The organism is Mesorhizobium sp. B2-3-14 (assembly GCF_006442175.1).
In the GTDB taxonomy this organism is placed as follows: Bacteria; Pseudomonadota; Alphaproteobacteria; order Rhizobiales; family Rhizobiaceae; genus Mesorhizobium; species Mesorhizobium australicum.
The window spans coordinates 35,442-59,806 of the sequence record NZ_VFVP01000001.1; the positions used below are offsets into that span (position 1 = coordinate 35,442).

General features: G+C 63.6%; 24 protein-coding genes. 15 read left to right on the top strand and 9 right to left on the bottom strand.

The window, feature by feature from the left end; all coding sequences use genetic code 11:
* The first annotated feature begins 30 nt into the window (after positions 1-30).
* Genes FJ950_RS00165 through FJ950_RS00175 form a run of 3 tightly spaced genes read left to right on the top strand, consistent with a single transcriptional unit; the run spans position 31 to position 2,804 of the window.
* Positions 31-834, top strand: a complete 804-nt coding sequence (locus tag FJ950_RS00165) for an FCD domain-containing protein (protein ID WP_015316499.1) — start codon at positions 31-33, stop codon at positions 832-834.
* Positions 835-859: 25 nt separating this feature from the next.
* Entirely contained in the window at positions 860-1,996 is a 1,137-nt protein-coding gene (locus FJ950_RS00170) for an alpha-hydroxy acid oxidase (protein WP_140614577.1), read from the top strand.
* 34 nt (positions 1,997-2,030) lie between these two features.
* Positions 2,031-2,804, top strand: coding sequence for a metallophosphoesterase (locus FJ950_RS00175; protein WP_140614578.1), 774 nt, complete (start codon positions 2,031-2,033; stop codon positions 2,802-2,804).
* A gap of 66 nt (positions 2,805-2,870) precedes the next feature.
* Here the strand turns inward: FJ950_RS00175 and FJ950_RS30035 are convergent, their stop codons facing one another.
* A complete protein-coding gene (locus FJ950_RS30035; protein WP_013893872.1) occupies positions 2,871-3,002 on the bottom strand; it encodes a hypothetical protein in 132 nt (43 codons plus the stop codon).
* Positions 3,003-3,291: 289 nt separating this feature from the next.
* A complete protein-coding gene (locus FJ950_RS00185; RefSeq protein ID WP_140615385.1) occupies positions 3,292-3,990 on the bottom strand; it encodes a type 1 glutamine amidotransferase in 699 nt (232 codons plus the stop codon).
* Positions 3,991-4,077: 87 nt separating this feature from the next.
* Between FJ950_RS00185 and FJ950_RS00190 the strand changes: the two genes are divergently transcribed.
* The 4 genes from FJ950_RS00190 to FJ950_RS00205 all read left to right on the top strand — a co-directional run bounded on the left by FJ950_RS00190 (position 4,078) and on the right by FJ950_RS00205 (position 8,116).
* Positions 4,078-4,725, top strand: a complete 648-nt coding sequence (locus FJ950_RS00190; protein ID WP_140614579.1) for a hypothetical protein — start codon at positions 4,078-4,080, stop codon at positions 4,723-4,725.
* A gap of 31 nt (positions 4,726-4,756) precedes the next feature.
* Positions 4,757-5,491: a 16S rRNA (uracil(1498)-N(3))-methyltransferase gene (locus FJ950_RS00195; protein WP_140615383.1), complete on the top strand. Its 735-nt coding sequence runs from the start codon at positions 4,757-4,759 to the stop codon at positions 5,489-5,491.
* Positions 5,492-5,635: 144 nt separating this feature from the next.
* The gene (locus tag FJ950_RS00200; protein WP_140614580.1) at positions 5,636-7,009 is read left to right on the top strand and encodes a glutamate--cysteine ligase; all 1,374 of its coding nucleotides are present in this window, start codon (positions 5,636-5,638) and stop codon (positions 7,007-7,009) included.
* Positions 7,010-7,099: 90 nt separating this feature from the next.
* Complete coding sequence (locus FJ950_RS00205) at positions 7,100-8,116, top strand: DUF937 domain-containing protein (RefSeq protein WP_140614581.1); 1,017 nt, start codon at positions 7,100-7,102, stop codon at positions 8,114-8,116.
* A gap of 159 nt (positions 8,117-8,275) precedes the next feature.
* Here the strand turns inward: FJ950_RS00205 and FJ950_RS00210 are convergent, their stop codons facing one another.
* Positions 8,276-8,566, bottom strand: a complete 291-nt coding sequence (locus FJ950_RS00210) for a DUF1127 domain-containing protein (protein WP_140614582.1) — start codon at positions 8,564-8,566, stop codon at positions 8,276-8,278.
* 234 nt (positions 8,567-8,800) lie between these two features.
* On the opposite strand from FJ950_RS00210, the gene FJ950_RS00215 reads away from it, so the two are divergent.
* From FJ950_RS00215 to FJ950_RS00225, 3 genes are all read left to right on the top strand, one after another.
* Positions 8,801-9,757, top strand: a complete 957-nt coding sequence (locus tag FJ950_RS00215; RefSeq protein WP_140614583.1) for a LysR substrate-binding domain-containing protein — start codon at positions 8,801-8,803, stop codon at positions 9,755-9,757.
* A gap of 72 nt (positions 9,758-9,829) precedes the next feature.
* Positions 9,830-11,461 carry an exodeoxyribonuclease VII large subunit gene (gene xseA / locus FJ950_RS00220; RefSeq protein ID WP_015316489.1) on the top strand — a complete coding sequence of 544 codons (1,632 nt, stop codon included), beginning with the start codon at positions 9,830-9,832 and terminating at the stop codon, positions 11,459-11,461.
* 4 nt (positions 11,462-11,465) lie between these two features.
* Positions 11,466-12,584: a P1 family peptidase gene (locus FJ950_RS00225; protein ID WP_140614584.1), complete on the top strand. Its 1,119-nt coding sequence runs from the start codon at positions 11,466-11,468 to the stop codon at positions 12,582-12,584.
* A 64-nt stretch (positions 12,585-12,648) separates the two neighbouring features.
* Here the strand turns inward: FJ950_RS00225 and FJ950_RS00230 are convergent, their stop codons facing one another.
* The 4 genes from FJ950_RS00230 to FJ950_RS00245 all read right to left on the bottom strand — a co-directional run bounded on the left by FJ950_RS00230 (position 12,649) and on the right by FJ950_RS00245 (position 16,588).
* A complete protein-coding gene (locus FJ950_RS00230) occupies positions 12,649-12,900 on the bottom strand; it encodes a DUF768 domain-containing protein (protein ID WP_140614585.1) in 252 nt (83 codons plus the stop codon).
* A gap of 400 nt (positions 12,901-13,300) precedes the next feature.
* Complete coding sequence (locus tag FJ950_RS00235; protein WP_140614586.1) at positions 13,301-13,990, bottom strand: SDR family NAD(P)-dependent oxidoreductase; 690 nt, start codon at positions 13,988-13,990, stop codon at positions 13,301-13,303.
* Positions 13,991-14,274: 284 nt separating this feature from the next.
* Positions 14,275-15,294, bottom strand: coding sequence for an isopenicillin N synthase family oxygenase (locus FJ950_RS00240; protein WP_140614587.1), 1,020 nt, complete (start codon positions 15,292-15,294; stop codon positions 14,275-14,277).
* Positions 15,295-15,547: 253 nt separating this feature from the next.
* On the bottom strand, positions 15,548-16,588 hold the full coding sequence (locus FJ950_RS00245) for an ornithine cyclodeaminase (RefSeq protein ID WP_140614588.1): 1,041 nt from the start codon (positions 16,586-16,588) through the stop codon (positions 15,548-15,550).
* 158 nt (positions 16,589-16,746) lie between these two features.
* On the opposite strand from FJ950_RS00245, the gene FJ950_RS00250 reads away from it, so the two are divergent.
* The 4 genes from FJ950_RS00250 to FJ950_RS00265 are packed head-to-tail and all read left to right on the top strand — an operon-like array spanning position 16,747 to position 20,445.
* The gene (locus FJ950_RS00250; RefSeq protein WP_140614589.1) at positions 16,747-17,685 is read left to right on the top strand and encodes a MurR/RpiR family transcriptional regulator; all 939 of its coding nucleotides are present in this window, start codon (positions 16,747-16,749) and stop codon (positions 17,683-17,685) included.
* Positions 17,682-18,329, top strand: coding sequence for an isochorismatase family cysteine hydrolase (locus tag FJ950_RS00255; RefSeq protein ID WP_015316481.1), 648 nt, complete (start codon positions 17,682-17,684; stop codon positions 18,327-18,329). Before FJ950_RS00250 ends, FJ950_RS00255 begins: the two co-directional genes overlap by 4 nt.
* The gene (locus FJ950_RS00260; protein ID WP_015316480.1) at positions 18,326-19,648 is read left to right on the top strand and encodes a glutamine synthetase; all 1,323 of its coding nucleotides are present in this window, start codon (positions 18,326-18,328) and stop codon (positions 19,646-19,648) included. Before FJ950_RS00255 ends, FJ950_RS00260 begins: the two co-directional genes overlap by 4 nt.
* The gene (locus FJ950_RS00265) at positions 19,648-20,445 is read left to right on the top strand and encodes an N-formylglutamate amidohydrolase (protein WP_140614590.1); all 798 of its coding nucleotides are present in this window, start codon (positions 19,648-19,650) and stop codon (positions 20,443-20,445) included. Before FJ950_RS00260 ends, FJ950_RS00265 begins: the two co-directional genes overlap by 1 nt.
* A gap of 160 nt (positions 20,446-20,605) precedes the next feature.
* Here the strand turns inward: FJ950_RS00265 and FJ950_RS00270 are convergent, their stop codons facing one another.
* On the bottom strand, positions 20,606-21,952 hold the full coding sequence (locus FJ950_RS00270; RefSeq protein WP_140614591.1) for an FAD-binding oxidoreductase: 1,347 nt from the start codon (positions 21,950-21,952) through the stop codon (positions 20,606-20,608).
* Between the two features lie 318 nt (positions 21,953-22,270).
* A complete protein-coding gene (gene uxuA / locus FJ950_RS00275) occupies positions 22,271-23,455 on the bottom strand; it encodes a mannonate dehydratase (protein ID WP_140614592.1) in 1,185 nt (394 codons plus the stop codon).
* Positions 23,456-23,553: 98 nt separating this feature from the next.
* On the opposite strand from uxuA, the gene FJ950_RS00280 reads away from it, so the two are divergent.
* Positions 23,554-24,339, top strand: coding sequence for an SDR family oxidoreductase (locus tag FJ950_RS00280; protein ID WP_140614593.1), 786 nt, complete (start codon positions 23,554-23,556; stop codon positions 24,337-24,339).
* Positions 24,340-24,365: the final 26 nt, after the last annotated feature.

Sequence of the window (24,365 nt, forward strand, 5' to 3'; positions counted from 1 at the left end):
CGACATTCATTCCGTCCCCAGGCGCTTCCTTTGAGCGATATTTTCTCCAGGATCGAGCATTCGCGCACCGCCGACGAAGTCGTGCAGCAGATCGAAAGCCTCATCCTCGAAGGCGTGCTGCGCACTGGCGACCGGCTGCCGGGCGAGCGCGAACTGGCGCGTCAGTTCGATGTGTCGCGGCCCATCCTGCGCGATGCGCTGAAGGCGCTCGAAGGACGTGGGTTGCTGACGACCAAGGCCGGCGGCGGCACGCATGTCGCCGACATTATCGGCCAGTTGTTTACCAAGCCGGTGGCGGACCTGATCTCGACGCATCGCAAGGCGGTGACGGACTATCTGGAGTATCGCCGCGAGGTCGAGGGCATAGCCGCCGAATACGCGGCACGGCGTGCCACACCCGAAGACCTCGCCCTGCTCGACCGCATCATGGCGCGCATGGATGAGGCGCATCGCACCGGCGACTTCGACGACGAGGCGGAAATCGACGTTGAATTCCACCATGCGATCTGCGAATGCGCACACAACATCCTGCTCTTGCACACGCTGCGCTCCTGCTACCGCCTCTTATCGGAGGGCGTGTTCCAGAACCGGCTGCTGGTGTTCACCGTGCCGGGCGCGCGAGAGGCGCTGCTGGCGCAGCACCGGGCGATCCACACCGCGGTCAGGGCTGGCGATCCGGCCGCCGCCCGCCAGGCGGCGATGGACCACATGACCTATGTCGAGCGCTCGATGGCGGAAGCCGAGCGCAGCGGCGACTGGCAACGCGTGTCGCGGCTGAGGCTAAGGCAGCGCTCGGAAACCGGCGGCAGCGAACCAGCGCGCAGCCGCTCCTAGTCAATTTGATCAAGCGGGGACCATCATGAGCGACATTCTCACCATCGCAGACCTCAAGGATCTCGCGCGCCGGCGCGTGCCCAAGATGTTCTTCGACTATGCCGACTCCGGCGCCTGGACCGAGAGCACCTACCGGGCAAACGAGGAAGACTTCCAGAAGATCAAGTTCCGCCAGCGCGTGCTGGTCGACATGAGCAACCGCTCGCTGGAATCGACCATGATCGGCCAGAAAGTGTCGATGCCGGTGGCGCTGGCGCCGACAGGCCTGACCGGCATGCAGCACGCCGACGGCGAGATTCTGGCAGCGCAGGCGGCGGAGGAATTCGGCGTGCCGTTCACGCTTTCGACGATGAGCATCTGCTCGATCGAGGATGTCGCGTCGGTGACGAAGAAACCGTTCTGGTTCCAGCTCTATGTGCTGCGCGACAAGGATTTCGTCCTCAATTTGATCGACCGGGCGAAGGCGGCGAAGTGCTCGGCGCTGGTGCTGACGCTCGACCTGCAGGTCCTCGGCCAGCGCCACAAGGACGTCCGCAATGGGCTTTCGGCGCCGCCCAAGATGACGCTCGCCAACATCGCCAACATCGCTGTGCGGCCTGGCTGGTGGATGGGCATGGCTGGCACGAAGCGCCGTACCTTCCGTAACATCGTCGGCCATGCCAAGGGCGTCGGCGATGTGGCTTCGTTGTCGTCATGGACGACCGAACAGTTCGATCCGCACCTGTCGTGGAAGGACGTCGCCTGGATCAAGGAGCGCTGGGGCGGCAAACTGATCCTCAAGGGCATCCTCGACAAGGAGGACGCGCTGATGGCGGCCAATACCGGCGCCGATGCCATCATCGTTTCCAATCATGGCGGACGCCAGCTCGATGGCGCATCGTCCTCCATCATGGCACTGGAAGAGATCGCCGATGCGGTCGGCGACAGAATAGAAGTGCATATGGACGGCGGTATCCGCTCCGGCCAGGATGTGTTGAAAGCGCTCTGCCTGGGCGCCAAGGGCACCTATATCGGCCGGCCATTTCTTTACGGCCTGGGCGCGCTCGGCAAGGAAGGGGTTACCAAGGCATTGGAAATCATCCGCAAGGAGATGGACATCACGCTGGCGCTGTGCGGAAAACGTCTGGTCACCGACATGGGCAAGGACCAACTCCGGCGCTAAGGCCGTGACATCTGACCACGGAGATACCAGAACCTTGCTGGAACCCGGCATCCATTTCCTCGACGCACGCGGGCCGGACGGCGTGCGTCTCTACGCGATCGGCGACGTGCATGGCCGGCTCGACCTGCTGGCCGCCATGCACGGACAGATCGAGGCCGAGATCGCCAGGGACCTGGTCGCGGACTGGCGCATCATCCATCTTGGCGACTATGTCGATCGAGGGCCCGACTCCAAGGGCGTCATCGACTTCCTGATCGAAGCGCGCGAACGCGATCAGCGAAACATGATGCTGGCCGGCAACCACGACCTCGGCTTTCTCGACTTTCTCGAGACACCCGACCCCGAAGGGCTCTTCATCCGTTTTGGCGGCATCCAGACCGCGCAATCCTATGGGGTGACGATCAACAACGGCAGCGGCATTTGGTTCGGCAAGGCCGAGTCAGCCATGCGCAAGGGCCACCAAGCCTTGCTCGCAGCCGTGCCGCAAAGCCATATCGACTTCCTGCGGTCGCTGCCGTTCTCGGTGACGTCAGGCGACTTCTTCTTCTGCCATGCCGGCATAAGGCCAGGCATTGCGCTGGAAAAACAGAATATCCAGGACCTGATCTGGATCCGTGACGTCTTCCACGATCACGCCGGTCTCCTCCCGAAGATCGTGGTGCATGGCCACACGCCGGTCCCCGAGGCGGAAGTGATGGCCAACCGCGTCAATGTCGACACGCTTGCCTGGCAGTCAGGCATGCTTACCGCGCTCGTCGTGGACGGCGCGGACAAACGCATCCTGGAAATGTCGATAAAGGAACCTTGAGGCCCCGGCGCCCAAGGGCGCGAGGATACTGGCGCGAGGAATACTCGCGCGAGGGATGCCTGGGCTTTAGCGCAGGGAGGCGGTGACGCCGTAGCCGTCGACCGCATTGTGGTTGTTGGCGGCATCGGCGGCATAGATGCCAAGGCCGCAAAGCACGATGGCGGACAGCATGGCAAAGGACAGAAGAGCTGCTTTCACGGAGGTCATCTCTTGTTGAGCTTTCTGCATCTGTGCACGAGGCGGTTACCAATGCGTTGAAACGGAAAAATCGCTTCAAAGTTTCGACGATTTCGCGCTTCTAGGCGTGTTCTGTATCGATGGTGTGTCGCACGGGTCACACAAAAGGTTCATCCCGGTTGCACAGCCGATATAGCGCGCGCCTTCTAGGATAGCAGGCGGACACAAGCCAAGGATGAAAGGGTTTTCCCCAGACGGATTCCGGCCCACGTGCCAATTATGTCACGCGGTAGGACGCGGAAGCGAATGCTTAGATCGTCGCCACCCAGGCGCGGGCGATGGCGAGGCCGGCAGCATCGGCATCAGGGCCGTTGCGGGCCATTTCGTCCTCGAGCTCGCCGGCCCAGTCGGGATGGCGCGCGGCAATGGTCGGCGCGAAGGAGGCACTCCAGTCCTTCACCAGCGGACGGTCGGCCTCGAAATGGAACTGGAAGCCGTAGACGGCACGGCCGACGCGAAACGCCTGGTTTTCGGCGACATCGTTGCCGGCGAGCCGCACGGCGTCGTCCGGCAGCTCGAATGTATCGTCGTGCCACTGGAAGATCGGGAATGTTTCCGGCAGTGCAGACAGCACTGGGTCGGCCTTGGCATCCGGGGTCAACGACACGCCGCGCCAGCCGAATTCATTGGCGCCGCCAATGCGGTTCTCGCCGCCAAAGGCGCGGGCGACGAGTTGACCCCCGAGACAGATGCCGAGCACTGCGCGGTCCTTGCCGGCAAAATCGCGGGTCAGTTCCAGCAGCGCCGGGAAATAGGGATAGTCTTCGTCGTCCAGTGCATTCTGGCCACCGCCGAGCACCACCATGGCATCATGGCCGGTTGCGTCCCGTGGCAGCGCATCACCCTTGTAGGGAAGGCGCACATCGAGATCGGCACCCGCTTCCGCGAGCGCCGCGCCAACCTGGCCAAGGCCGGTATTGTCGAAGTTCTGGACCACCAGCACCCGCATGGCAAACCCTGCTGACATGAAAACGAGGAAACCAGCGATATCATGCCGCCAGTATCGCAGCCAAGATGCGTATCCCAGGAGAAAACCATGCCACTGCAGAACCGGGTCGATCCGTTCGGCGCCATTCATGCCATGCCGGAGCGCGGCCTGTTCACCGGCAATCGCGGCATCATCCACGACCCCGCGACAAAGACGCTCCTGAAAAAGCGCTGGGCGCTTCAGGCCTGGATCATCTGCGTGTGCCAATTCCGCAATGTGCGGCGCGAGCCGATGGGCCGCAACCGGGCCGATGGCAAGGCCGGCTGGACCGAACTGTTCTTCCTCGACGAGGTGACGGCGCTCGCCGCCGGGCATCGTCCCTGCTTCTTTTGCCAGCGCGAACGAGCCAGGGATTTTGTCAGGCGCTTCGGCCAAGCCTTCGTCATTGCCGAGCCGCGCGCGCCGCAGGTGGACAAACGGCTGCACAAGGAGCGGTTGGCGTCGGGTGGCAAACGGCCTGCCGTCGCGATGGACGCGCTTGCCCGCCTGCCCGACGGCGCGATGATCGCAACCGGCGGCAGCACCTACGCCTTGTGCCACGGCAAGGCGTTGCCATGGTCTTTTGCCGGATACGGCCCGCCTACCAGCCTGGGTCGGTTCGAGGACGAGACGCTGGTGCTGCTGACCCCGGAAACGACGGTTGCCATCCTGCGTCACGGCTTTCAGCCTGTGTGGCATCCCTCCGCCAAGGCTTGACGCCGGCGGCCGCCTCGCCCATTCCTCGGCCATGCGCGCCAACTACAAGATGCAACGTCTGTTCGTGCCCGACGACCTCGGACTGGACATCGAGGTCGAACCCGGCCAGCAGCAGAGCCATTATCTCCTGCATGTGCTGCGGCTCGCCGAAGGCGCCGAGATCCTTGTCTTCAATGGCCGCGACGGCGAGTGGTCGGCCGCGATATCAGCGAAATCGAAGCGCTCGGTGCGGCTGAAAGTACTGGCGCTGCAAAGGCCGCAGCCGCCTTTGCCTGACCTGGTCTATTGCTTCGCACCGCTGAAGCAGGGCCGGCTGGATTATCTCGTGCAGAAGGCGGTCGAGATGGGCGCCGGCGTCCTGCAGCCGGTCATCACCCAGCACACGCAGGTGGCCAAGCCGTCGATCGATCGCCTGCGCGCCAATGTCGTCGAGGCCGCCGAACAATGCGGCATCCTGGCGGTGCCGGAGGTTCGCGAGGCGGAAAAATTCGAGCGCCTGCTGACCGGCTGGGACAAGGAACGCCGGTTGATCTTCTGCGACGAGGACGCCTCGACCAACAATCCACTGCCTGCATTGCAGACGGTGAAGGAGAAGAAGCTCGCCCTGCTGGTCGGGCCCGAGGGCGGCTTTTCCGACGAGGAGCGCAAGATGCTGCGGGCGCTCCCCTTCGTGACCGCCATTCCGCTCGGGCCGCGTATCCTGCGTGCCGACACGGCGGCCGTGGCAGCGCTTGCGGTGATGCAGGCAACAATCGGCGACTGGTAGTGCTCTGTCTCTTGCAAGAGGTGCTTGCTGGGCGTGGCCTTCAATTCCTCTTGACCTGTGGCTCAGGATTTTTCGCTTGATCGGCTACTGACATTTCGTCCATTTAGCGCCGGCGGTGGTCCAACCGCCTTTGAGGGCTTGAGAATGGCGCGCGACACAACCGATTTCCGGCCCATCGAAGGCATAGACGAGCTTGTCGAGCACCTGGCCGAAGGCAACAAGCCGCGCGAAAAATGGCGCATCGGCACCGAGCACGAGAAATTCCCGTTCTATGTCGATGGCAACGCACCGGTGCCCTATGGTGGTGAACGCGGCATCCGCGCCATCCTTGAAGGCATGCAGAACAAGCTTGGCTGGGATCCGATCATGGATGACGGCCGCATCATCGGCTTGGTCGAACCGACGGGCCAAGGGGCAATTTCGCTCGAGCCCGGCGGCCAGTTCGAGCTTTCCGGCGCGCCGCTGGAGACGATCCACCAGACCTGCCGCGAGGGCAACGCCCATCTGGCGCAGGTGCGCGAGATCGCCGAGCCGATGGGCATCCGCTTCCTCGGCCTCGGCGGCAGCCCGAAATGGTCGCTGGCCGAGACACCGAAAATGCCGAAGTCGCGCTATGAGATCATGACGCGCTACATGCCCAAGGTCGGCACCAAGGGCCTCGACATGATGTACCGCACCTGTACGATCCAGGTGAACCTCGACTTCGAGAGCGAGGCCGACATGCGCCGCAAGATGCAGGTGTCGCTGAAGCTGCAGCCGCTGTCGACCGCACTGTTCGCCAACTCGCCCTTCACCGACAGCCGGCCGAACGGGCTGCAGAGCTGGCGCGGCGACATCTGGCGCGACACCGACAACCAGCGCTCGGGCCTGCTCGAATTCTGCTTCTCGCCCGATTTCGGTTTCGCCGACTATGTCGAATGGGCACTCGACGTGCCGATGTATTTCGTCATTCGCGATGGCCGTTATCACGACATGACGCATATCACCTTCCGCCAGTTCATGGCCGGGGCCGCGCGCAATGAAGTGCCGGACGGGCTGCCGACGATGGGCGACTGGGCCAACCATCTGTCGACGCTGTTCCCGGACGTGCGGCTCAAGCGTTTCCTTGAAATGCGCGGCGCCGATGGCGGTCCCTGGCGGCGCATCTGCGCGCTGCCGGCCTTCTGGGTCGGGCTGCTCTACGACGAGGCGGCACTCGACGCGGCCGAGGCATTGACGTCGAGCTGGACCTACAAGGAAGTGCTGGCCATGCGCAACGCCGTGCCGGAACTCGGCATCGCCGCGCCCTTCCGCAACACGACGTTGCGCGAGGTCGCCCGCGACGTCATGGCCATTTCGCGCACGGGGTTGAAGAACCGCGGCAAGAAGAACCGTGACGGCTACGACGAAACCTCGTTCCTCAACACGCTCGACGAGGTCGTGGCGCGCGGCACCACCAGTGCGGAGGAGATGCTGTCGGCCTACCACACGCGCTGGGGCGGCTCGATCGAGCCGGTGTTCATGGAGTATGCCTATTAACCGCGAGCCATGGCGGGTGGCAAAAGTAACTTCAATCGGGCGCTGAAACGAATTAGGCTCTCTTTCGAGGATTTCCCGGAGGAGAAGCCGATGCCTACCTTGTTCGACATGCTGGCGCAGGCCCAGAACGGCAACGGCATGCAGGCACTTGCCCAGCAATACGGGCTTTCGCTGCAGCAGACGCAGGCGGCGGTCGCCGCACTGCTGCCAGCCTTTTCACAAGGGTTGCAACGCAACACCGCCGATCCCTATGGGCTCGGCGCCTTCATGACGGCGATGGCAAGCGGCCAGCACGCCAAGTATTTCGAGGACGCCACGCGCGCCTTCTCGCCGCAAGGCGTCGACGAGGGCAACGGCATTCTGGGACATCTGTTCGGTTCGAAAGACCTGTCGCGCGCCGTGGCCAGCCAGGCGGCGCAGGCGAGCGGCGTCAGCCAGCAGATCTTGCAGCAGATGCTGCCTGCTATCGCCTCGATGGTGATGGGCGGACTGTTCAAGCAGACGACAAACCAGATGCAGGCAGCGGCTGGTCTTGGCGGCGGCGGCAACAATCCACTGGGCGAGATCATCGAGCAGATGATGCGGCAAGGCGGCATGCAGGCGCCGGCGCCGCAACAGCGCCAGGCGCCACCGCCTCAGAACCCCATGGACAACCCGCTCGGCAAGGTCTTGCAGGACATGTTCGGTGGCGGCTCACCGCAGCCGCAAAGCCAGCCGCAGCCGGCGCCCAACCCCTATGGCGACAATCCGCTCGGCAAGGTGCTGCAGGACATGTTCGGTGGCGGCGCGCCGCAGCAACCACAAAGCCGGCCCCAGTCCCAGCAGACACAGAGCCCCTACGGCGACAACCCGCTGGGGAAAATCTTCGAGGAGATGCTGCGGCAAGGTGGAGGCGGCGGCCTCGGGATGCCCGGCGGGCAGCCGGCGCCGCAACCGCAGCGGCGCCAGGCACCACAGCCCCAAGCCAATCCGAGCGGACGGCCAAGGAACCCGTTCGACGACATTTTCGGCAAGATGTTCCAGACCGGCGCCCAGCAGCGCGACGAATACCAGAAGGGCGTGGAAACGATCTTCGACCAGTTCAAGCGGGACATGGACCGGCGGTAGTCGCCCGGCCTTCGGTAAACCTTAAAGAAAAGCCCGGTCCTTGGGAGGACCGGGCAGCGTGCAGGCAGGCCGGCGGGGAACCGGCAGGGAGTGGGGAGCCTGCAGAACCTTGGTCGCGCTGAACCGTGAAAGGGTTCAACGCAACCGAAGCTGAACCAATCAGGCCACCTTGCGGGCGATTTCCTCGATCGTTTCGACGCGATCGCTGGTAATTTCACGCAGGATTACCGTGGGATCGCGGCCAAACGGCACGTCGATGGCGACACAAAGGTCGGCGCGCGTCAGGCCGATATCGGCGAGTTCTGCATCCGACATCTCGCCAAGGCGGTAGAAGGCGCGGCGGTTTTTCCAGGCGCGGTAGGTGTTGGAGACAATGTTGGCCACGCGCGTCGCAACAGCCGGACGCGAGGTGATGCGCGAGGTCTCGGTGGCGAAATCGATCGTGGTCATGTCGGTCTCCTTCAGACTCGAACGGACGAAACCCGACGATCGGCGCTGGCGACAGCGGCCGTTCCGGTCTCAAATACAATTTTAGAAATGCATGTCGTCGTCTCAAAACCGGTGTCCACTTTTGGGCGACATGCATGGCTTTCATTTGGACAACGCCAATTTGCCATCGACCGATTGATTAATCCAACGAATGTTTCTAATCTTTAATATCAACAGCAGTGATGGATTGGACCGATGAAAGCGCCGCTCGATCTCGATCAATTGCAGACCTTCATCTCGATTGCCGATACCGGCAGCTTCACCCGCGCTGCGGAAGAAGTGCACCGCACCCAGTCGGCGGTGTCGATGCAGATGCGCCGGCTGGAGGAGCGGATCGGCAAGCCGCTGTTCGAGAAGGAGGGGCGCTCGAACAGGCTGACGGAGGAAGGCGACAAACTACTCTCCTACGCAAGGCGATTGCTCTATCTCAACCGCGAAACGCTCGCAGCCTTCGATGACCAGAGGCTCGAAGGCACGATCCGCATCGGCACGCCTGACGATTATGCGGACCGTTTCCTGCCCGAGATCATGGCACGGTTCACGCGCTCCAATCCGCGCGTCGAACTGACCGTCATCTGCGAACCGACGCCGGGGCTGGTTGAGCACATCAAGCGCGGCAATCTCGACCTGGCGCTGGTGACCCACAATGATGTGCGCGGCCAGTCGGAGGTGGTGCGGCGTGAACCGCTGCTCTGGGTCTCCTCGGCCAACCATGCGACACATGAACAGGAGACGCTGCCGATGGCCTTCGGCCGGCCGAACTGCATCTGGAGGCGCGCCGCGGTCGACGTGTTGGACCAGCAGAACCGCGACTACCGCATCCTGTTCACCAGTTTCTCAGCGACCGTGATCACCGCCGCAGTGCTGTCGGGGCTGGCGATCTCGGTGCTGCCGGAATGCGCGCTCAGGCCCGGCATGCGGGTGCTGGGCGAGGCCGACGGCTTCGGCGCCCTGCCCGACTGCCGCATCGGCATCATGCGCGGCCAGACCTCGCGGCCGGAGATCGTCGATGCGCTTGCCCGCCACATCTCGGAAAGCCTGGACAACATCTCCGTGCCGCTCGGCGAGGAGACGGGGACGTTCGATTTCGCGGCCCTCGCCTTTGCCAAGATGAAGCGAAGCAAGCCGAACCAGATCCTGCCGGGCTGGTAAAAAGCGGGTCATGACTATCGGGCCTGACACGGCCGCCTTGACGGCGGCGTCCAACCGGCCCCCAATCGACCGATGAGCGAAGCAGCATCCGAATCACGCACCAACGCCACCGAATACACGGTGAGCGAAATATCAGGCGCGCTGAAGCGCACGGTCGAGGACGTCTTCGGCAATGTGCGGGTGCGCGGCGAAATCTCAGGTTATCGTGGGCCGCATTCCTCCGGCCATGCTTATTTCGCGCTGAAGGACGACCGTGCGCGGCTCGACGCCGTGGTCTGGAAAGGCACGATGAGCCGGCTGAAATTCCGTCCCGAGGAAGGGATGGAGGTGATCGCCACCGGCAAGCTCACCACCTATCCCGGCAAGTCCAACTACCAGATCGTCATCGACAATCTCGAGCCGGCCGGCGCCGGGGCGCTGATGGCGCTGCTGGAGGAGCGCAAACGCCGGCTGCAGGCGGAGGGGCTTTTCGATGCGGTGCGCAAACGCCGGCTGCCGTTCATGCCACGCGTCATCGGTGTGGTCACCTCGCCGACCGGCTCGGTCATCCGCGACATCATCCATCGCATCAAGGACCGCTTTCCACTGCATGTGCTGGTCTGGCCCGTGCGGGTTCAAGGCGACACGGCGAGTGCGGAAGTGACCAGTGCCGTCACCGGTTTCAACGCGCTGGCATGGGACAGCCCCATTCAGCGCCCCGATCTGCTGATCGTGGCGCGCGGCGGCGGCAGCCTGGAAGATCTGTGGGGCTTCAACGACGAGGCACTCGCCCGCGCGGTCGCCGCCTCGGGCATTCCGGTGATTTCGGCTGTCGGCCACGAAACCGACTGGACGCTGATCGACCTTGTCGCGGATGTGCGGGCGCCGACACCGACGGGCGCGGCCGAAATCGCCGTGCCGGTGAAGGCTGACCTCGAAGCGACGCTGGCCAGCCTCGGCGCGCGGCTCAAGGCCGCCGTCTTGCGCAATTTCGAGCGCAAGCGGCAGGCAGCCCGTGCGGCGGCGCGTGCGCTGCCCTCGCCCGACCAATTGCTGGCGCTGCCGCGCCGGCGCCTGGACGAGGCGACATCGAGGCTCGGTCGTGGCCTGATGGTTTCCACCGAGCGCAAGCGAGCGCGATTCTTCGCTGTAAAATTGACGCCGGCAATGCTGTCGCAGCGGATTGCCGAAGCGCGGCGCACGAACGACCGTAGCCTTTTACGGGCGCAAGGGGCGCTGCGCACTCTGGCCAGAAGCCGGCGCGCGGAGCTCAATCGTGCCGCGGATCAGTTGCCAAAATGCGCCAAGGCATCGCTGCAGCGGCACAGGCAGCAATTGGCTTTGCTGCAGGGCCGCATCACGATCGAGCCGACAGCCCGGCGCCAACGTGTGCAGAGGGATCTTCTGACGGCTTTGACGAGACGCGGCGGCCAGGCGATGCTGCTCAGGCTGGAGCGGTTGCGCGGCCGCATCGTCCAGGCCGACCGGCTGATGGCGACGCTTTCGCACAAGGCCGTCCTGGCGCGCGGCTTCGCGCTGGTGAAGGATGCCGACGGCGCGGTTATCAAGCAGGCCGCCGACGTGGTGTCGGGGATGGCGCTGTCGCTGGAGTTCGCCGATGGCACGGCGGACGCGGTGGCAACCAGTGGCGCGGCGCGGCCAAAGCCCGTGGCCAGACCGGCGGCAAAGGCAAAGGAACCCGGCAATCAGGGATCCTTGTTCTAAGAGCATGATCGACAATCCGCACCATCTGGCAACGCCGTCCGGCAAGCCGCGCGCGCGAAGCTTCACTATCGGCTTCGACGGAACGCCAGGGCCGTTCAACGCGATCACCGACGTGCCCGGCGTCGCTGTGGGCTATGCGACGCTGATATCGGGCGATGGTCCGCTTATCGTCGGCAAGGGGCCGGTGCGCACCGGCGTGACCGCAATCCTGCCGAGGCCGCGCTCCGAATTGGCCACCCCGGTCTTCGCCGGCATTTTCAGCCAGAACGGCAATGGCGAGATGACCGGCTCGCACATCATCGAGGAAACCGGCGCCTTCAACTTCCCGATCACCATCACCAACACGCATTCCTGCGGTGTTTCGCGTGACGGCACGCTGCGCTGGATGAACCGGGTGCTGCCGGCCGCGATCGACAGCGCCTGGGGGCTGCCGGTGGCGGCGGAGACTTATGACGGATTTCTCAACGACATCAACGGCCACCATCTAACGTCGGAGCACGTCGCCGACGCCCTTGACGGCGCCGCCGGCGGACCGGTCGAGGAAGGCAGCGTCGGCGGCGGCACCGGCATGATCACCTTCGGCTTCAAGGCAGGGTCCGGCACGGCCTCGCGCATCGTCGCATGGCAAGGGCGCACCTACACGGTCGGCGCCTTCGTGCAGTCGAATTTCGGCAAGCGGCATAATTTCACCATTCGCGGCCTGCGCGCCGAGCCCGAACTCACCGAACCGGCGATCCGCGAAGCCACGTCGCGCGCGGAAAAGGGCTCAATCATCGCCGTCATCGCGACCGACGCGCCTTTCCTGCCGCATCAGATGAAGCGATTGGCGCGCCGTGTGCCGCTCGGCGTCGCCTTAACGGGCGGCTTCGGCTATCACAGTTCGGGCGATATCTTCCTCGCCTTCTCGACGGCCAATCCCGCCGCGGCGCTGGGGCTGTCCGGCCGCATCGCCAGCGCCGATTTCATCCCCGATACAGACATCGACCCGTTCTTCGATGCGGTGATTCGGACGGTGGAGGAATCCATCCTCAACGCTCTTATCGCCAATGAGGACATGACCGGGCGCGACGGCAATTTTGTGCCGGCGCTGCCAAAGGCCTGGCTGGAAGAAAAGTTTGGCTGAGAGGAATGGCTGAGACGAAAACGCGGGCCGAAGCCCGCGCGTTTCGAACAGGTTTGACCCGCAGTTATTCCGCGGCTTTGCTTGAGGCCTGCTGGTTTTCGCCGGCCTCGGCCGCTTCCTCGAGCCGGGAAGCGATCAATTCCTGGATGTCGCCGACTTCCTCCTGGATGTCCTCCAGCGGTATGCCGACCTCGGCCGCCTTGGCGGCGCATTCGCGGGCCAACGTCTCGGCCTGCTTCTCGATCCTGGCGTGGGACTGGCAATGGACCTTTTCGCCGATCCATCCCCGCAAGAACTCGATCGCGTGTTCACTCATACTGCTGTTCCCTGGCGGCAAAGCCGGTTGGTAATCATAAGCGTCGGCATCCCGCGAAGGATGCATGTTCCCATTCGAGCCGAGTCGCGGCCAGCCGGCAAGCCGAAGCCGTCCAGGGTCCACAGAGCCGAAGGAAATCGAGGGGTGAAGAACATTTTCTGATTCTGAAGGACTGTACCGTTGGCGGGGTCTTCCCGCTCCGAGCAATTGCTTCTACCTTTTACGGCTTCCAGTCCGTTTCTTAATCTCACTGGCTGTCGCTACAGCCGCCTATGACGTTGCGCTTCAAGGCGTGAGCCCGCGAAGCCGCCGCTATATAGTGACATCCTCATCCGATGTCGACTCTCCTCAAGGCCCGTGCAGACGAGCCATGCAAAAGTCGCATGGATCGCTGATCCAGTCAGAAATTTTCGACCCACGGCCTGAGTTCCATTTCCCAGGTCCAGGCGCTGCGGTGCTGGCGGTGGATGGCGAGATAGGCCTCTGCGATCGCATCCGGAGACAGCCGGCGATCCTGCGGCCCAGGCTCCTGTCCGGAAGCGGCCGAAGCAATGGCGCCGTCGATGATGAAATGCGCAACGTGGATGTTCTTGGGCGCCAGTTCACGGGCCATGGATTGCGCCAGCCCGCGCAATCCGAATTTGGGCATCGCAAAGCCGGCGGAGCCGGCGAACCCCTTCACACTTGCTGTCGCTCCGGTGAAGAGGATCGACCCCGCCCCTTGAGCGATCAGCCGGCGGGCCGCTTGCTGAGCTACCAGGAACCCGCCATAGGCCCCGACCAGCAAAGCCTGTCGGACAGCCTCGGGATCGAGTTCGGCTATTGGACCGCGAGCGCGGCCACCGGCGTTGAAAATCACGAGGGAAAGCGGGCCAGCCTTGTCCGCGATATCGAACAGATGCTCGACCGATGCCGGATCCGAGACATCCGTCGCCACGGCTTGCGCGCCGGTTTGCGCTTGCAATGCATCGAGCTTCTCGATGTTTCGGGCGGCCAGGACGACATGGAACCCTTCCCTGGCGAGAAGACGCGCGAGCGAGGCGCTCAATCCGGAGCCCGCTCCGGCAATCACGGCGACGTTGGATGTCATGAGATCCTCTCCTCTTCCAGTGATCGCAATGGCCGGCGCGTGTTGAACTCTGCCGGATCGGCGCCGCACCGGCAACACGCAGGGCGAAAAGAAAAATGGCCGGGCGCCAAACGGCCCGGCCAAAAAAGAAGGTCATAACCTTCAGAGGGGAACACCGCTCGGTGAAATGGGAGGAAAACACCGAACGGTTTTTCCTTTTTGAGCCGATTCCCCGACGAATACGACGAATGATTTTCTAAGAATCGGTCGGGATGGCAAAAATCCCGTTCTTTCTCGTCCAAGACTCAGCCGGCCCGGCTTTCCGGCTCGAGCAGATCCACATAGTGGCGCCGAGCGACGTCGGGATGCGAGCGCAGCCGGCTTTTCAGCACATTGGTTCCGACATCGCGAAACAGCGGATTGTCCGGATCGCTGGCCGGCCCGCGCGCCTGCGCCGCCAGATCCTCGGAAAGGCTAAGCAGCGGTATCGTCGCATCGAGTCTGGCGCTGAAGAAGAACGGCACCGAAATGCGTTCAATGCCGGCCGCCGGCGTCACGACACGATGCACGGTCGCCCGCAAATAGCCGTTTGAGGCCAGTTCGAGCAGTTCGCCGATGTTGACGACGAGCGTACCGGGAATGGGGTCCACATCCACCCAGCTTCCGTCATAGTCGACCTGCAGCCCCTTATTGTCATCCTGAAGCAACAGCGTCAGGAAACCGCCATCCTTGTGCGCGCCGACACCCTGGTCATCGCCGGTCGCCTCTCGGCCGGGATAGCGCACGATTTTCATGCGGTGGTTTGGCTGCTCGCGGTAGATCGGGTCGAAAGCGTCCTCGGGTTGATCGAGCGACAGCGCGAAGGCTTTCAACAGCCTGATGGCCACTGCTGTTGCCTTGGCCTGCCATGCCAGCAGGGCGGGTTTGAGTTCCGGCAACGCAGCGGGCCACTGGTTCGGCCCCTGCAGCCGCGTCCAGGCGGGAATTCCTGGCCCTTGCGCTATGGGCTGACGCTCGACGCCGATGTCGAGCTGTTCGCGCCAATCGGCCTTGCCCTTGGTCAGCTCGCCGCCGGCGCGGGTATAGCCACGGAACTGCGAGGATTTGACCATTTCGATCGCGAGCTTGTCGGCCTCGGCCAAGGCAAAGAAGCGGCGCGACGCGGTGAGCACTTCACTGATTTCCGCCCACGAAATGCCATGTCCGGCCAGGTAGAAAAAGCCGATGTCGCGCGACGCGGAACGCAGATCCGCCAGAAATGTCCGGCATTCCGACGCGCCTTGTTCAAAGCGGCTCAAGTCGAGCACGGGTACTATTCTGGGCATATCAGGCTCCTTTCCCGGCTTTGTGCGGATGTTACCGTCCGCAAACCAGGACTGTTGGACAGGCGTGCACTTTTCGGCGGGCACACCCGCCAGCAATGCCTGCAAGTCTCATCGACTCGAGATTGCCAAGAAAGAAACGATCGGCCCTTCGAGGCCGCCGCGATGAACAATTTTTGCGCGCGCGCCGGCAAGCTGACAATGACCGCGATCATTCCGGCCGATACGGACCGCCAGCAGGCGCGCGACCTCCACGCTATTGGGCTGCCCTGAGCAGCATGCCGAACAGGTCGCGTGGCTCGTCGGGGTCGGCGAGCATGTCGAGCTCCTGGTAGAGGCCGGTCGATCTCAGTTGATCCCTGACATAGCGCAATGCCGAAAAGTCCTCGATGGCGAAGCCCACCGAATCGAACAGCGTGATCTGGCCGGCGTCGCGCCGGCCCTCAACGGCGCCGGTGACCACCTGCCACAGCTCGGTCACCCGATGATCCGGCGCGAGCTGCTGGATCTCGCCTTCGATGCGGGTCTGCGGCGGGAATTCGACGAAAATGTCGGAGCGCAGCAGGATGTCGCGGTGCAGTTCGGTCTTGCCGGGGCAGTCGCCGCCAACCGCGTTGATATGCACGCCCGAGCCGACCATGTTGTCGGTCAGTATGGTGGCATACTGCTTGTCGGCGGTGACGGTGGTGATGATGTCCGCACCCTCAACCGCTTCCTGCGCGCTCGTGCAGGCCGTCATGTCGAAGCCGAGGCCGGCGAGATTGCGAATGCATTTCTTTGTTGCCGAACGGTCGATGTCGTAAAGCCGCAGCCTGTCGACGCCGAGCAGTGCCTTGAAGGCCAGCGCCTGGAACTCAGCCTGGGCGCCGTTGCCTATCAGCGCCATGCAGCAGGACTCGGCCGGCGCCAAGTGCCTCGCGGCAAGGGCCGACATGGCCGCCGTGCGCAGTGCGGTCAGAATGGTCATCTCGGACAGCAACACGGGATAGCCGTTGTGGACGTCGGCCAGCATGCCGAAGGCAGTCACGGTCTGGCGGCCCTCGCGCATGTTCTTGGGATGACCATTGACATATTTGAAACCATAGACCTCGCCGTCGCTGGTCGGCATCAGCTCGATAACGCCCTCGGCGCTGTGCGAAGCGACGCGCGGGGTCTTGTCGAACAGCTCCCAGCGGCGGAAGTCGTCCTCGATATAGCCGGCGAGCTCAACCAGGAACCGCTCGACGCCGATCCTGAGCACGAGCTTCATCATATTGTCGACGCTGACGAACGGCACGATGTTGAGATTGGGTATCATTTGTTCCTTGCCGGTACACTAGTCAGCCCTGGCGATGCGGGTTGTACGCCTTCATCATCGTCGGCAGTCTCGGAAAGTATGTCAATACCTCTTCATTATTGACCATAATTAAAATATCTGAAATAGACTCGACACAGCATATATTTCAGGGGAGGCCTATGGCGATACGCGATGTTCTGATGCGCGGGGATCTGGCGCTGACGCCGTCGGAAGAGAAGATCGTCAGGCTGCTGCTGACGGACTATCCGACCTCGGGCCTCGGTACCGCATCGTCGCTTGCGCGACGCGCCGGCGTCAGCGATCCCACCGTTGTCCGGCTGGTCGTCAAGCTCGGCTATGAAGGGTTCCCGGACTTTCAGGCAAAGCTGCTCGCCGAGGTCGAGGCCAGGCTGCATTCGCCGCTGTTGATGATGGAGACCAAGCGGCAAAGCGGTTCCAGCGACAGCGCGGTGCTTGCCTATCTCGATTCCGTTACCACGGCCCTGCAGAAAGCCACCGCGGCGGCACCGGTCCAGACCTACGAGCGTGCCGCCCGCCTTTTGATGGAGGCCAAGGGCGAAATCTTGCTGGTCGGCGGCCGGTTCAGCCGCCACATCGCCGGGATGCTGGCTGGATATCTCGTGCAGTTCCGCACCGGGGTCCGCGATCTCGGCGTGCTCTCTCCGCAGGCGTTCGACACGCTGGCCGACCTCGGCCGTCGCGACGTGCTCGTCGTCTTCGACTATCGCCGCTACCAGTTGGACGTGATGGCCTATACGCGCCAAGCCGCCGCGCTCGATGTACGCATTCTTCTGTTCACCGACCAATGGCTGTCGCCGATATCGGACCTTGCCGAAGTCACGATCGTCAGCCCGCTCGAAGTCGCCTCGCCCTATGACACGCTGGCGCCGGCGATCGCACAGATGGAGGCGCTGACGGCCCAGATCGTTTCGACGCTGGGCGACGACGCTCGGGCTCGCATCGAGAGGATCGAGAAAGTGCGGCACGCCAATGCGGTGACGCTCGACAGCGATGCGGAAGGGAGCGGCATGCGCAAGACATCAGGACCGCGCAAGATACCTGGACCCAAAGCAGCAAAGCAGGACGAGAAGGCATGACCCAAGCCCTACCCAAGCGAGACGAAGCTTTTCGTACCGGCGAGACAGCGCTGCTGCTGGTCGACATGCAACGCATCTGGCTGGAGCCGGGTGCCGATCCTTCGCATCCAGAACGCGGACCCGATCATTATTTCTACCGGCAGACATGCTCGCAGACGATCCCCAACCAGGAGCGCCTGCTGGCGGCGGCGAGGGCCAATGGCGTCGAAGTGCTGCACACCATCATCCAGAGCCTGACCGAAGACGGCCGCGACCGCTCGCTCGACCACAAGCTGACACCGATCCATGTTGCGCCCAGCCTCCCCGAAGGCCTGCCAGTGCCATCGCTGGGGCCGGTCGGCGACGAGATCATGCTGCCGAAAACCTCGTCGGGCATCTTCAACTCGACCAATGTCGACTACCTGCTGAAAAACCTTGGCATCCGCTATCTCGTCGTGGTCGGCGTGCTGACCGACCAGTGCGTCGACATGACAGTGCGCGACGGCGCCGACCGCGGCTATCTCGTCACCTGCGTATCGGATGCCTGCGCCACCATTACCCAGGAGCGCCACGACATCGCGCTGAAGGCCTTTGGCGGCTATTGCTGGGTCACGGACACCGACACCGTCGTCGACCGCTTCAACGCTCTGGGAAAAAAGGCATGACATCTGCCGTCGAGCCTCTCGTCGCCGTCGTCACCACGGATCTCTCCGCCATTACGCGGGGCCGCTTCGTGGTCGAAAGTAGATTGCAAAAGACCGCCGCGACAGGGGTCGGCTGGCTGCAGGCCAATCTGTCGATGACGCCGTTCAATTCGATCGTCGATCCCAATCCCTGGGGTTCGTCCGGTGACCTTCGGCTGATCCCGGATCTCAAGGCGCGCTTCCGCACCGAGCGGACGGGATCGGCGACGCCCTTCGACATGGTGGCCGGCGACATCGTCGAGCTCGATGGCAGCCCGTGGCTTGGCTGCACGCGGACCATGCTCCGGGATGCGCTGGCGGAATTGAAGGCGGCCACCGGCCTTTCCGTCATCGCCGCCTTCGAGCACGAATTCAACATTGCCGGCGGCAGCTTCGCGCCGGCACATTCGATGTCCTTTGCCGCCCTGCGCCGCACCGACCCGTTCGCCCCCAATCTGATGGCGGCACTCGAAGAGGCAGGTGTCGGCCCCGAAGTGGTCATCGCCGAATTCGGCAGTGAGCAATTCGAAGTGACGCACGAGCCGGCCGATGCGCTCACGGCAGCAGATCGCGCCGTCGCCATCCGCGAAATCACGCGCGAAGTGGCACGCAATGCCGGCTGGCGCGCGAGCTTCGCGCCCAAGGTCGCCCCGGATGCCGTCGGCAACGGCGTGCACATCCATTTCAGCTTCGTCGACGAAGCCGGCAAGCCGGCAACTTACGATCCGGCGCGTCCCGGCGGCCTGTCCGCCAAGGCTGGCGCCTTCTGCGCCGGCGTGCTGCGCCATCTGCCCGCGATGACCGCCATGACGGCGTCGAGCGTGTCGTCCTTCTATCGCCTTAAGCCGCACAGTTGGAGTTCGTCCTACACCTGGCTCGCCGACCGCGACCGCGAGGCGTCGCTCCGCATTTGTCCGACGGTAACGATCGGCGGACGCGATCCGGCACGGCAGTACAATGTCGAGTATCGGGCGGCCGACGCAACCGGCAATCCCTATCTGTCGCTGGCGGCGATCATCCGCGCCGGGCTGGAGGGGCTGAAGGCGGACTTGCCATCACCGCCGCTGGTCACTGGCGACCCGACGCTGATGAGCGAGACGGAACGGGCGGAACTCGGTCTGGTGCGGCTTCCCGAGACCTTGCCGGCGGCACTGGATGCGCTCCTGGCCGACAAGACCGTTACGGGATGGTTCGCCCCGATCTTCATCGAGACCTTCGTCGGGTTGAAGCAGCATGAAGCCGAGCGCCTGGCAGGCCTTGATCCAGCTGCCATCTGCGATCTCTACCGGACGCTTTATTGATGACTGCGCAGGCCGAAAAAAGCTCGCGCCCCCAAGAAGATTGGCCCGAAGCCGTCGAGGTGCTCAACGAGCATGGCCGTTGCGAGATCGTGCTGCTGTGCGAGCATGCGTCCAACCATATGCCGGCGGAGTACCGCCGGCTCGGGCTCGATGCCAGCCATCTGCAGCGCCACATCGCTTGGGACATCGGCGCTGCGGAGGTCACGCGCCTGTTATCGGCCCGGCTCGATGCTGCGGCCTTTCTCAGCGGCTATTCCCGACTGCTGATCGATCTCAACCGGCCACTGGGCAGCACGGGCAGCATTCCGGTGCTGTCGGAAGACACTGACATTCCCGGCAATGCCGGCGTCGACAGAACGGAACGAGACCGGCGCGCGGAAATCATGTTTTCGCCGTTCCATGAGCGTGTGGCCGCGCACCTCGATCGCCGTGTGGCCGAGGGCCGGCCGACGCGGATCGTGACGATCCATTCCTTCACGCCGGTGTTCCTGGGTGTCGCCAGGCCTTGGCATGCGGGTGTGCTGCATGGTCATGCAGCCGATCTCGCCGCGGCGATCCTTTCGGGCCTGCGCACCGACGCGGCACTCGATGTCGCGGCCAACGTACCCTATGTGATCAGCCGCGATGCCGACTACGCCGTACCCATCCATGGCGATGATCGCGGCATCCCCGCCGTCCTTGTCGAGATCAGGCAGGACTTGTTGTCGACACGGTCCGGTATCGAGGAATGGGCGGACCGGCTGGCGGCGGCGCTGCCCGCGCACCAGACGGAGGCCTCTCAGCCGGTGCGGACGTGACGCCGCGACCATTACGCAGGTCGGCAAGCCGCGCTTCTCGCCATCAGCGCGGCGCTCGCGTGATGGGGATGGTCCGATCCGAATGTACAACTTCCCGAAAGCTCACAATCAGGTCGCCCGACCTGACCTGCCGCCCCAACCGGCGTCAGGGCAATTTCGCCTAAAGCGATGGTCCCATCCGGATAGGGCTGCCGTCGCTGAACCGGGATTGACGGAACCTGTGAAGGTTGTGCCCAGTCTCGTTGCCCTGGATCAAGTCGGACAGGACGCGGCCCATGCCGGGCCCTATGCCGAAGCCATGGCCGCTCATCCCAGTGGCGATGACGAGGCCATCGACCGTTGCGGCGCGATCGACCACAGGCACGACATCCGGCATCGCATCGATCATGCCGGCCCAGCTTGCCCTGAGCGGCACCGCCTCGAATTGCGGAAAAAGCGCCTTGAACCCATGATCGATGGCGCGAAGGGCCCTGGGTTCCGGGGCAGGATTGAGAACGCGTATGCGTTCGAACGGGCTTTCCTTGTCGGCATCCCATTTGCGCGGGGTGGACCAGCTGTCCGGATATGCACGCGGCGCCGCCGGCAGGTAGCGCGTGCCGAAAGGATTTGCCTTCAGGGCAGGCAGGTATTTCGGTGCGTGACGCAATGCATCCGGCCCGACATAGAGCAGGTGGCTGCCTCCCGCCGCGAGCGTGTACCCGCCGTCCTTTCTACGCCGGAAGGCGATGCGTTCGTCCGCGGCAGCGCCAGCATGGATTTCTGGCATAGGCGCGGTCGCCGCGACGGTCGTGCGGACACTGAGCTGCGGGATCGAGACGCCATGCGCGCGCAGGAACAGCGACGTCCAGGCGCCGCTGGCGACAAGCACGTTCGAGGTGGCGATGCGGCCTCGTTCGGTCCAGACACCGCTGATGCGCCCTGCTGAGATGTCGAGCATGCGTGCCGCACAGTTCTCGATGATTGTGACACCCTGGCGAGCGGCCAGGCGGGCAAGCGCCGGCACGGCGACCCAAGGCTCGGCACGCATGTCCGACGGCGTGGTCATGGCGCCCTTGAAGGGGCGCGACATGGCCGGGATCAGCTTGGCGGTCTCGCCCTGGTCGAGGAGGCGCGTGTCGACGCCATGGGCCTCGGCGATCTTCAGGAACTTGGCGAAACCGGCCATCTCCTTGTCGGTCCGCGCAAGATAGGTCACGCCCGTCTGCGTCAAGCCTATGTCCTCGCCGCACTCCTCGGCCAGTTGGCGCCAGAGACGCTGCGCTTCGATGACGATGGGCAATTCGTCCGCGTCGCGGCCCTGCTGGCGAATCCAGCCCCAGTTGCGCGAGGACTGCTCCGCGGCGATGCGTCCCTTCTCCAGCAAGGTCACCGGTATGTTGCGACGGGCCAGGAACAAGGCCGCGGTCACGCCGATGATGCCACCGCCGACAATGACCACATCCGACGTCTTCGGCAGCGGCGCCTGGAACTGGATCGGACTGGCTTCGGTGAAAGGGAAGATCGTCAAAGGACTGTCCTTTTTCATAAGGGTGCCCCACGCCGATGGCTGGTCCCAGTGGCGCGAAAGTCGCCCGCTTTCATCGGACACTGGCCAAGCATGAAGTGCGACGACGAGCACTACACGACCGGCCTCGAAAATTTGCGTGCCAGCTCGATGAAATTGTTGACCACCCGTCGAGGCCACTTCTCGTCGCAGGGCAGCCCCGGCTTCATCGACAATCAGCTGGCTAGGGCACGCGGATGCCGGACGAAGCGAAGCGCTCGCTCAGACCTGTCGCGACATTCCGGCGGAAGATCGCAAACGTTAGCTTGCCGCCCGATGGCTTCAGGCCAGCCCGAACCGCTCCACCGCACGCATGATGCCGCGCAGCTCCGCGAGGCCTTTCAGCCGGCCGATGAGCGAATAGCCGGGGTTGATCTTCTTCTTGCCGATGTCGTCGGCAAGCAGATGGCCATGATCGGGCCGCATCGGAATTTGCCAGTCGGCTCGGCCTTCTCCGCGACGGCGCTTCTCTTCCTGCATCAAAGCGAGGATGACATGCGCCATGTCCGTGCCGCCCTCGAGATGCTCGGCCTCGTAGAACGAACCGTCCTCCTCGATGGTGATGTTGCGCAGATGGACGAAATGGATGCGGTCGGCGAATTCCTTGACCATGGCGACAATGTCGTTGTCGGCGCGCGTACCGTAGGAGCCGGTGCAGAACGTCAAACCATTGGCCGGGCTGTCGACCGTCTCGAGGATGAAACGCGCATCCTCGGCCGTCGAAACGTCGCGCGGCAGGCCATAAAGCGAGAAGGGCGGATCGTCGGGGTGGATGCACATACGCACACCCGCCTCTTCGGCCGCCGGGATGATCTCGCGCAGGAACCAGGCAAGATTGTCGCGCAGTTCCTTAGGCCCAATCGCGTCGTATTCCGCCAGCGCCTCGCGGAAACTGTCCCTGTTATAGCTACGCTCCGTAGCCGGCAGGCCGGCGATCAGATTGCGCTCGATCTGGCCGATCTGCTCCGGTGTCAGCGCCTTCAGGCGCTCCTCGGCCTGGGCAATACGTGACGGCGTATAGCTTGCCGCGCCGTTCTTGCGCTGCAAGACAAAGAGATCATAGGCAGCGAAGTCGATGGCGTCGAAGCGCAAGGCATAACCGGTCGTCGGCAGCCGGTAGGCCAGGTCGGTGCGAGTCCAGTCGACCACAGGCATGAAATTATAGCAGATCGTCTGGATGCCGGCCTTCGCGAGAGCGCGGATGCTGTCGCGATAATAGCCGGCATAGCGCTCGCGCTCCGGCGCGCCGATCTTGAAGGAATTGTGAACCGGAATGCTCTCGACGACCGACCAGGTCAACCCAGCCGCCTCGATGATGCGCTTGCGTTCGAGCACATCGGCCTCAGGCCAGGCCCTGCCATCATAGATATGGTGAAGCGCTGAAACCACGCCGGTGGCGCCAGCCTGTTTGACATGTTCAAGTGTCACCGGATCATCGGGACCGTACCAACGCCAACACTGTTCCATTGCCACTTCCTTTCTGCGAGAGACCGGCAACCTATTGTTTGACCACGATGAGTGTCAAACTAAGAGCCGGTTTCGATAGCAATGAAGGAGCTTCCGCGATGAAGGATTTTGACGGCAAGGTGGCATTGGTGACAGGAACGACCGGTATCGGCCTGGCAGCCGCCAAACGCCTGGCGGCTGGGGGCGCCGCGATCGTCGCCTGCGGGATCGACAGCGCGGCCAACGCCGCCATGCAGGAAAGCCTCGCCAAGTCCGGAGCCGATGCGCTGGTGCAAACGGTTGACGTCTCCGTTTCCGAGCAGGTTCGCGACGCGGTCGTGGCCGGCGTGGCGAAATTCGGCGGCATAGACGTCATCGTCAATTCGGCGGCGGTGCATCCCTACGGAACGGCGACGACAACCGACTGGGAAACGTGGAACCGGGCTATGACGGTCAATGTCGGCTCGATCTATCTGACCGCCCATTTCGGCATCCCGGAAATGATCAAGCGTGGCGGCGGCGCCATCGTCAACGTCGCTTCGGTGCAGGGCTTCGCCTGTCAGCAGAACGTTGCCGCCTATGCCACGACCAAGGGCGCCATTCATACGCTGACGCGTTCGCTGGCACTCGACTATGCCGCGTCCGGCATAAGGGTCAATTCGGTCAGCCCGGGCTCGATCCGCACACCGATCCTCGAAAAGGCCGCGCGTGGCGACGGCGGCAGCGATGCCGACGTGGAAGAGGCCTACAGGCGCTTCGGCGCGGCCCATCCGCTCGGCCGCATCGGGGAACCGGAGGAAGTGGCGGAACTCATCGCTTTCCTGTGCTCGTCGAAGGCCGGCTTCTGCACAGGCGCCGACTACAAGATAGATGGCGGCCTCACCGCCGGCATCGGCGTGAAGTAAGACCGTTAAGATCGATCTCGGGACCC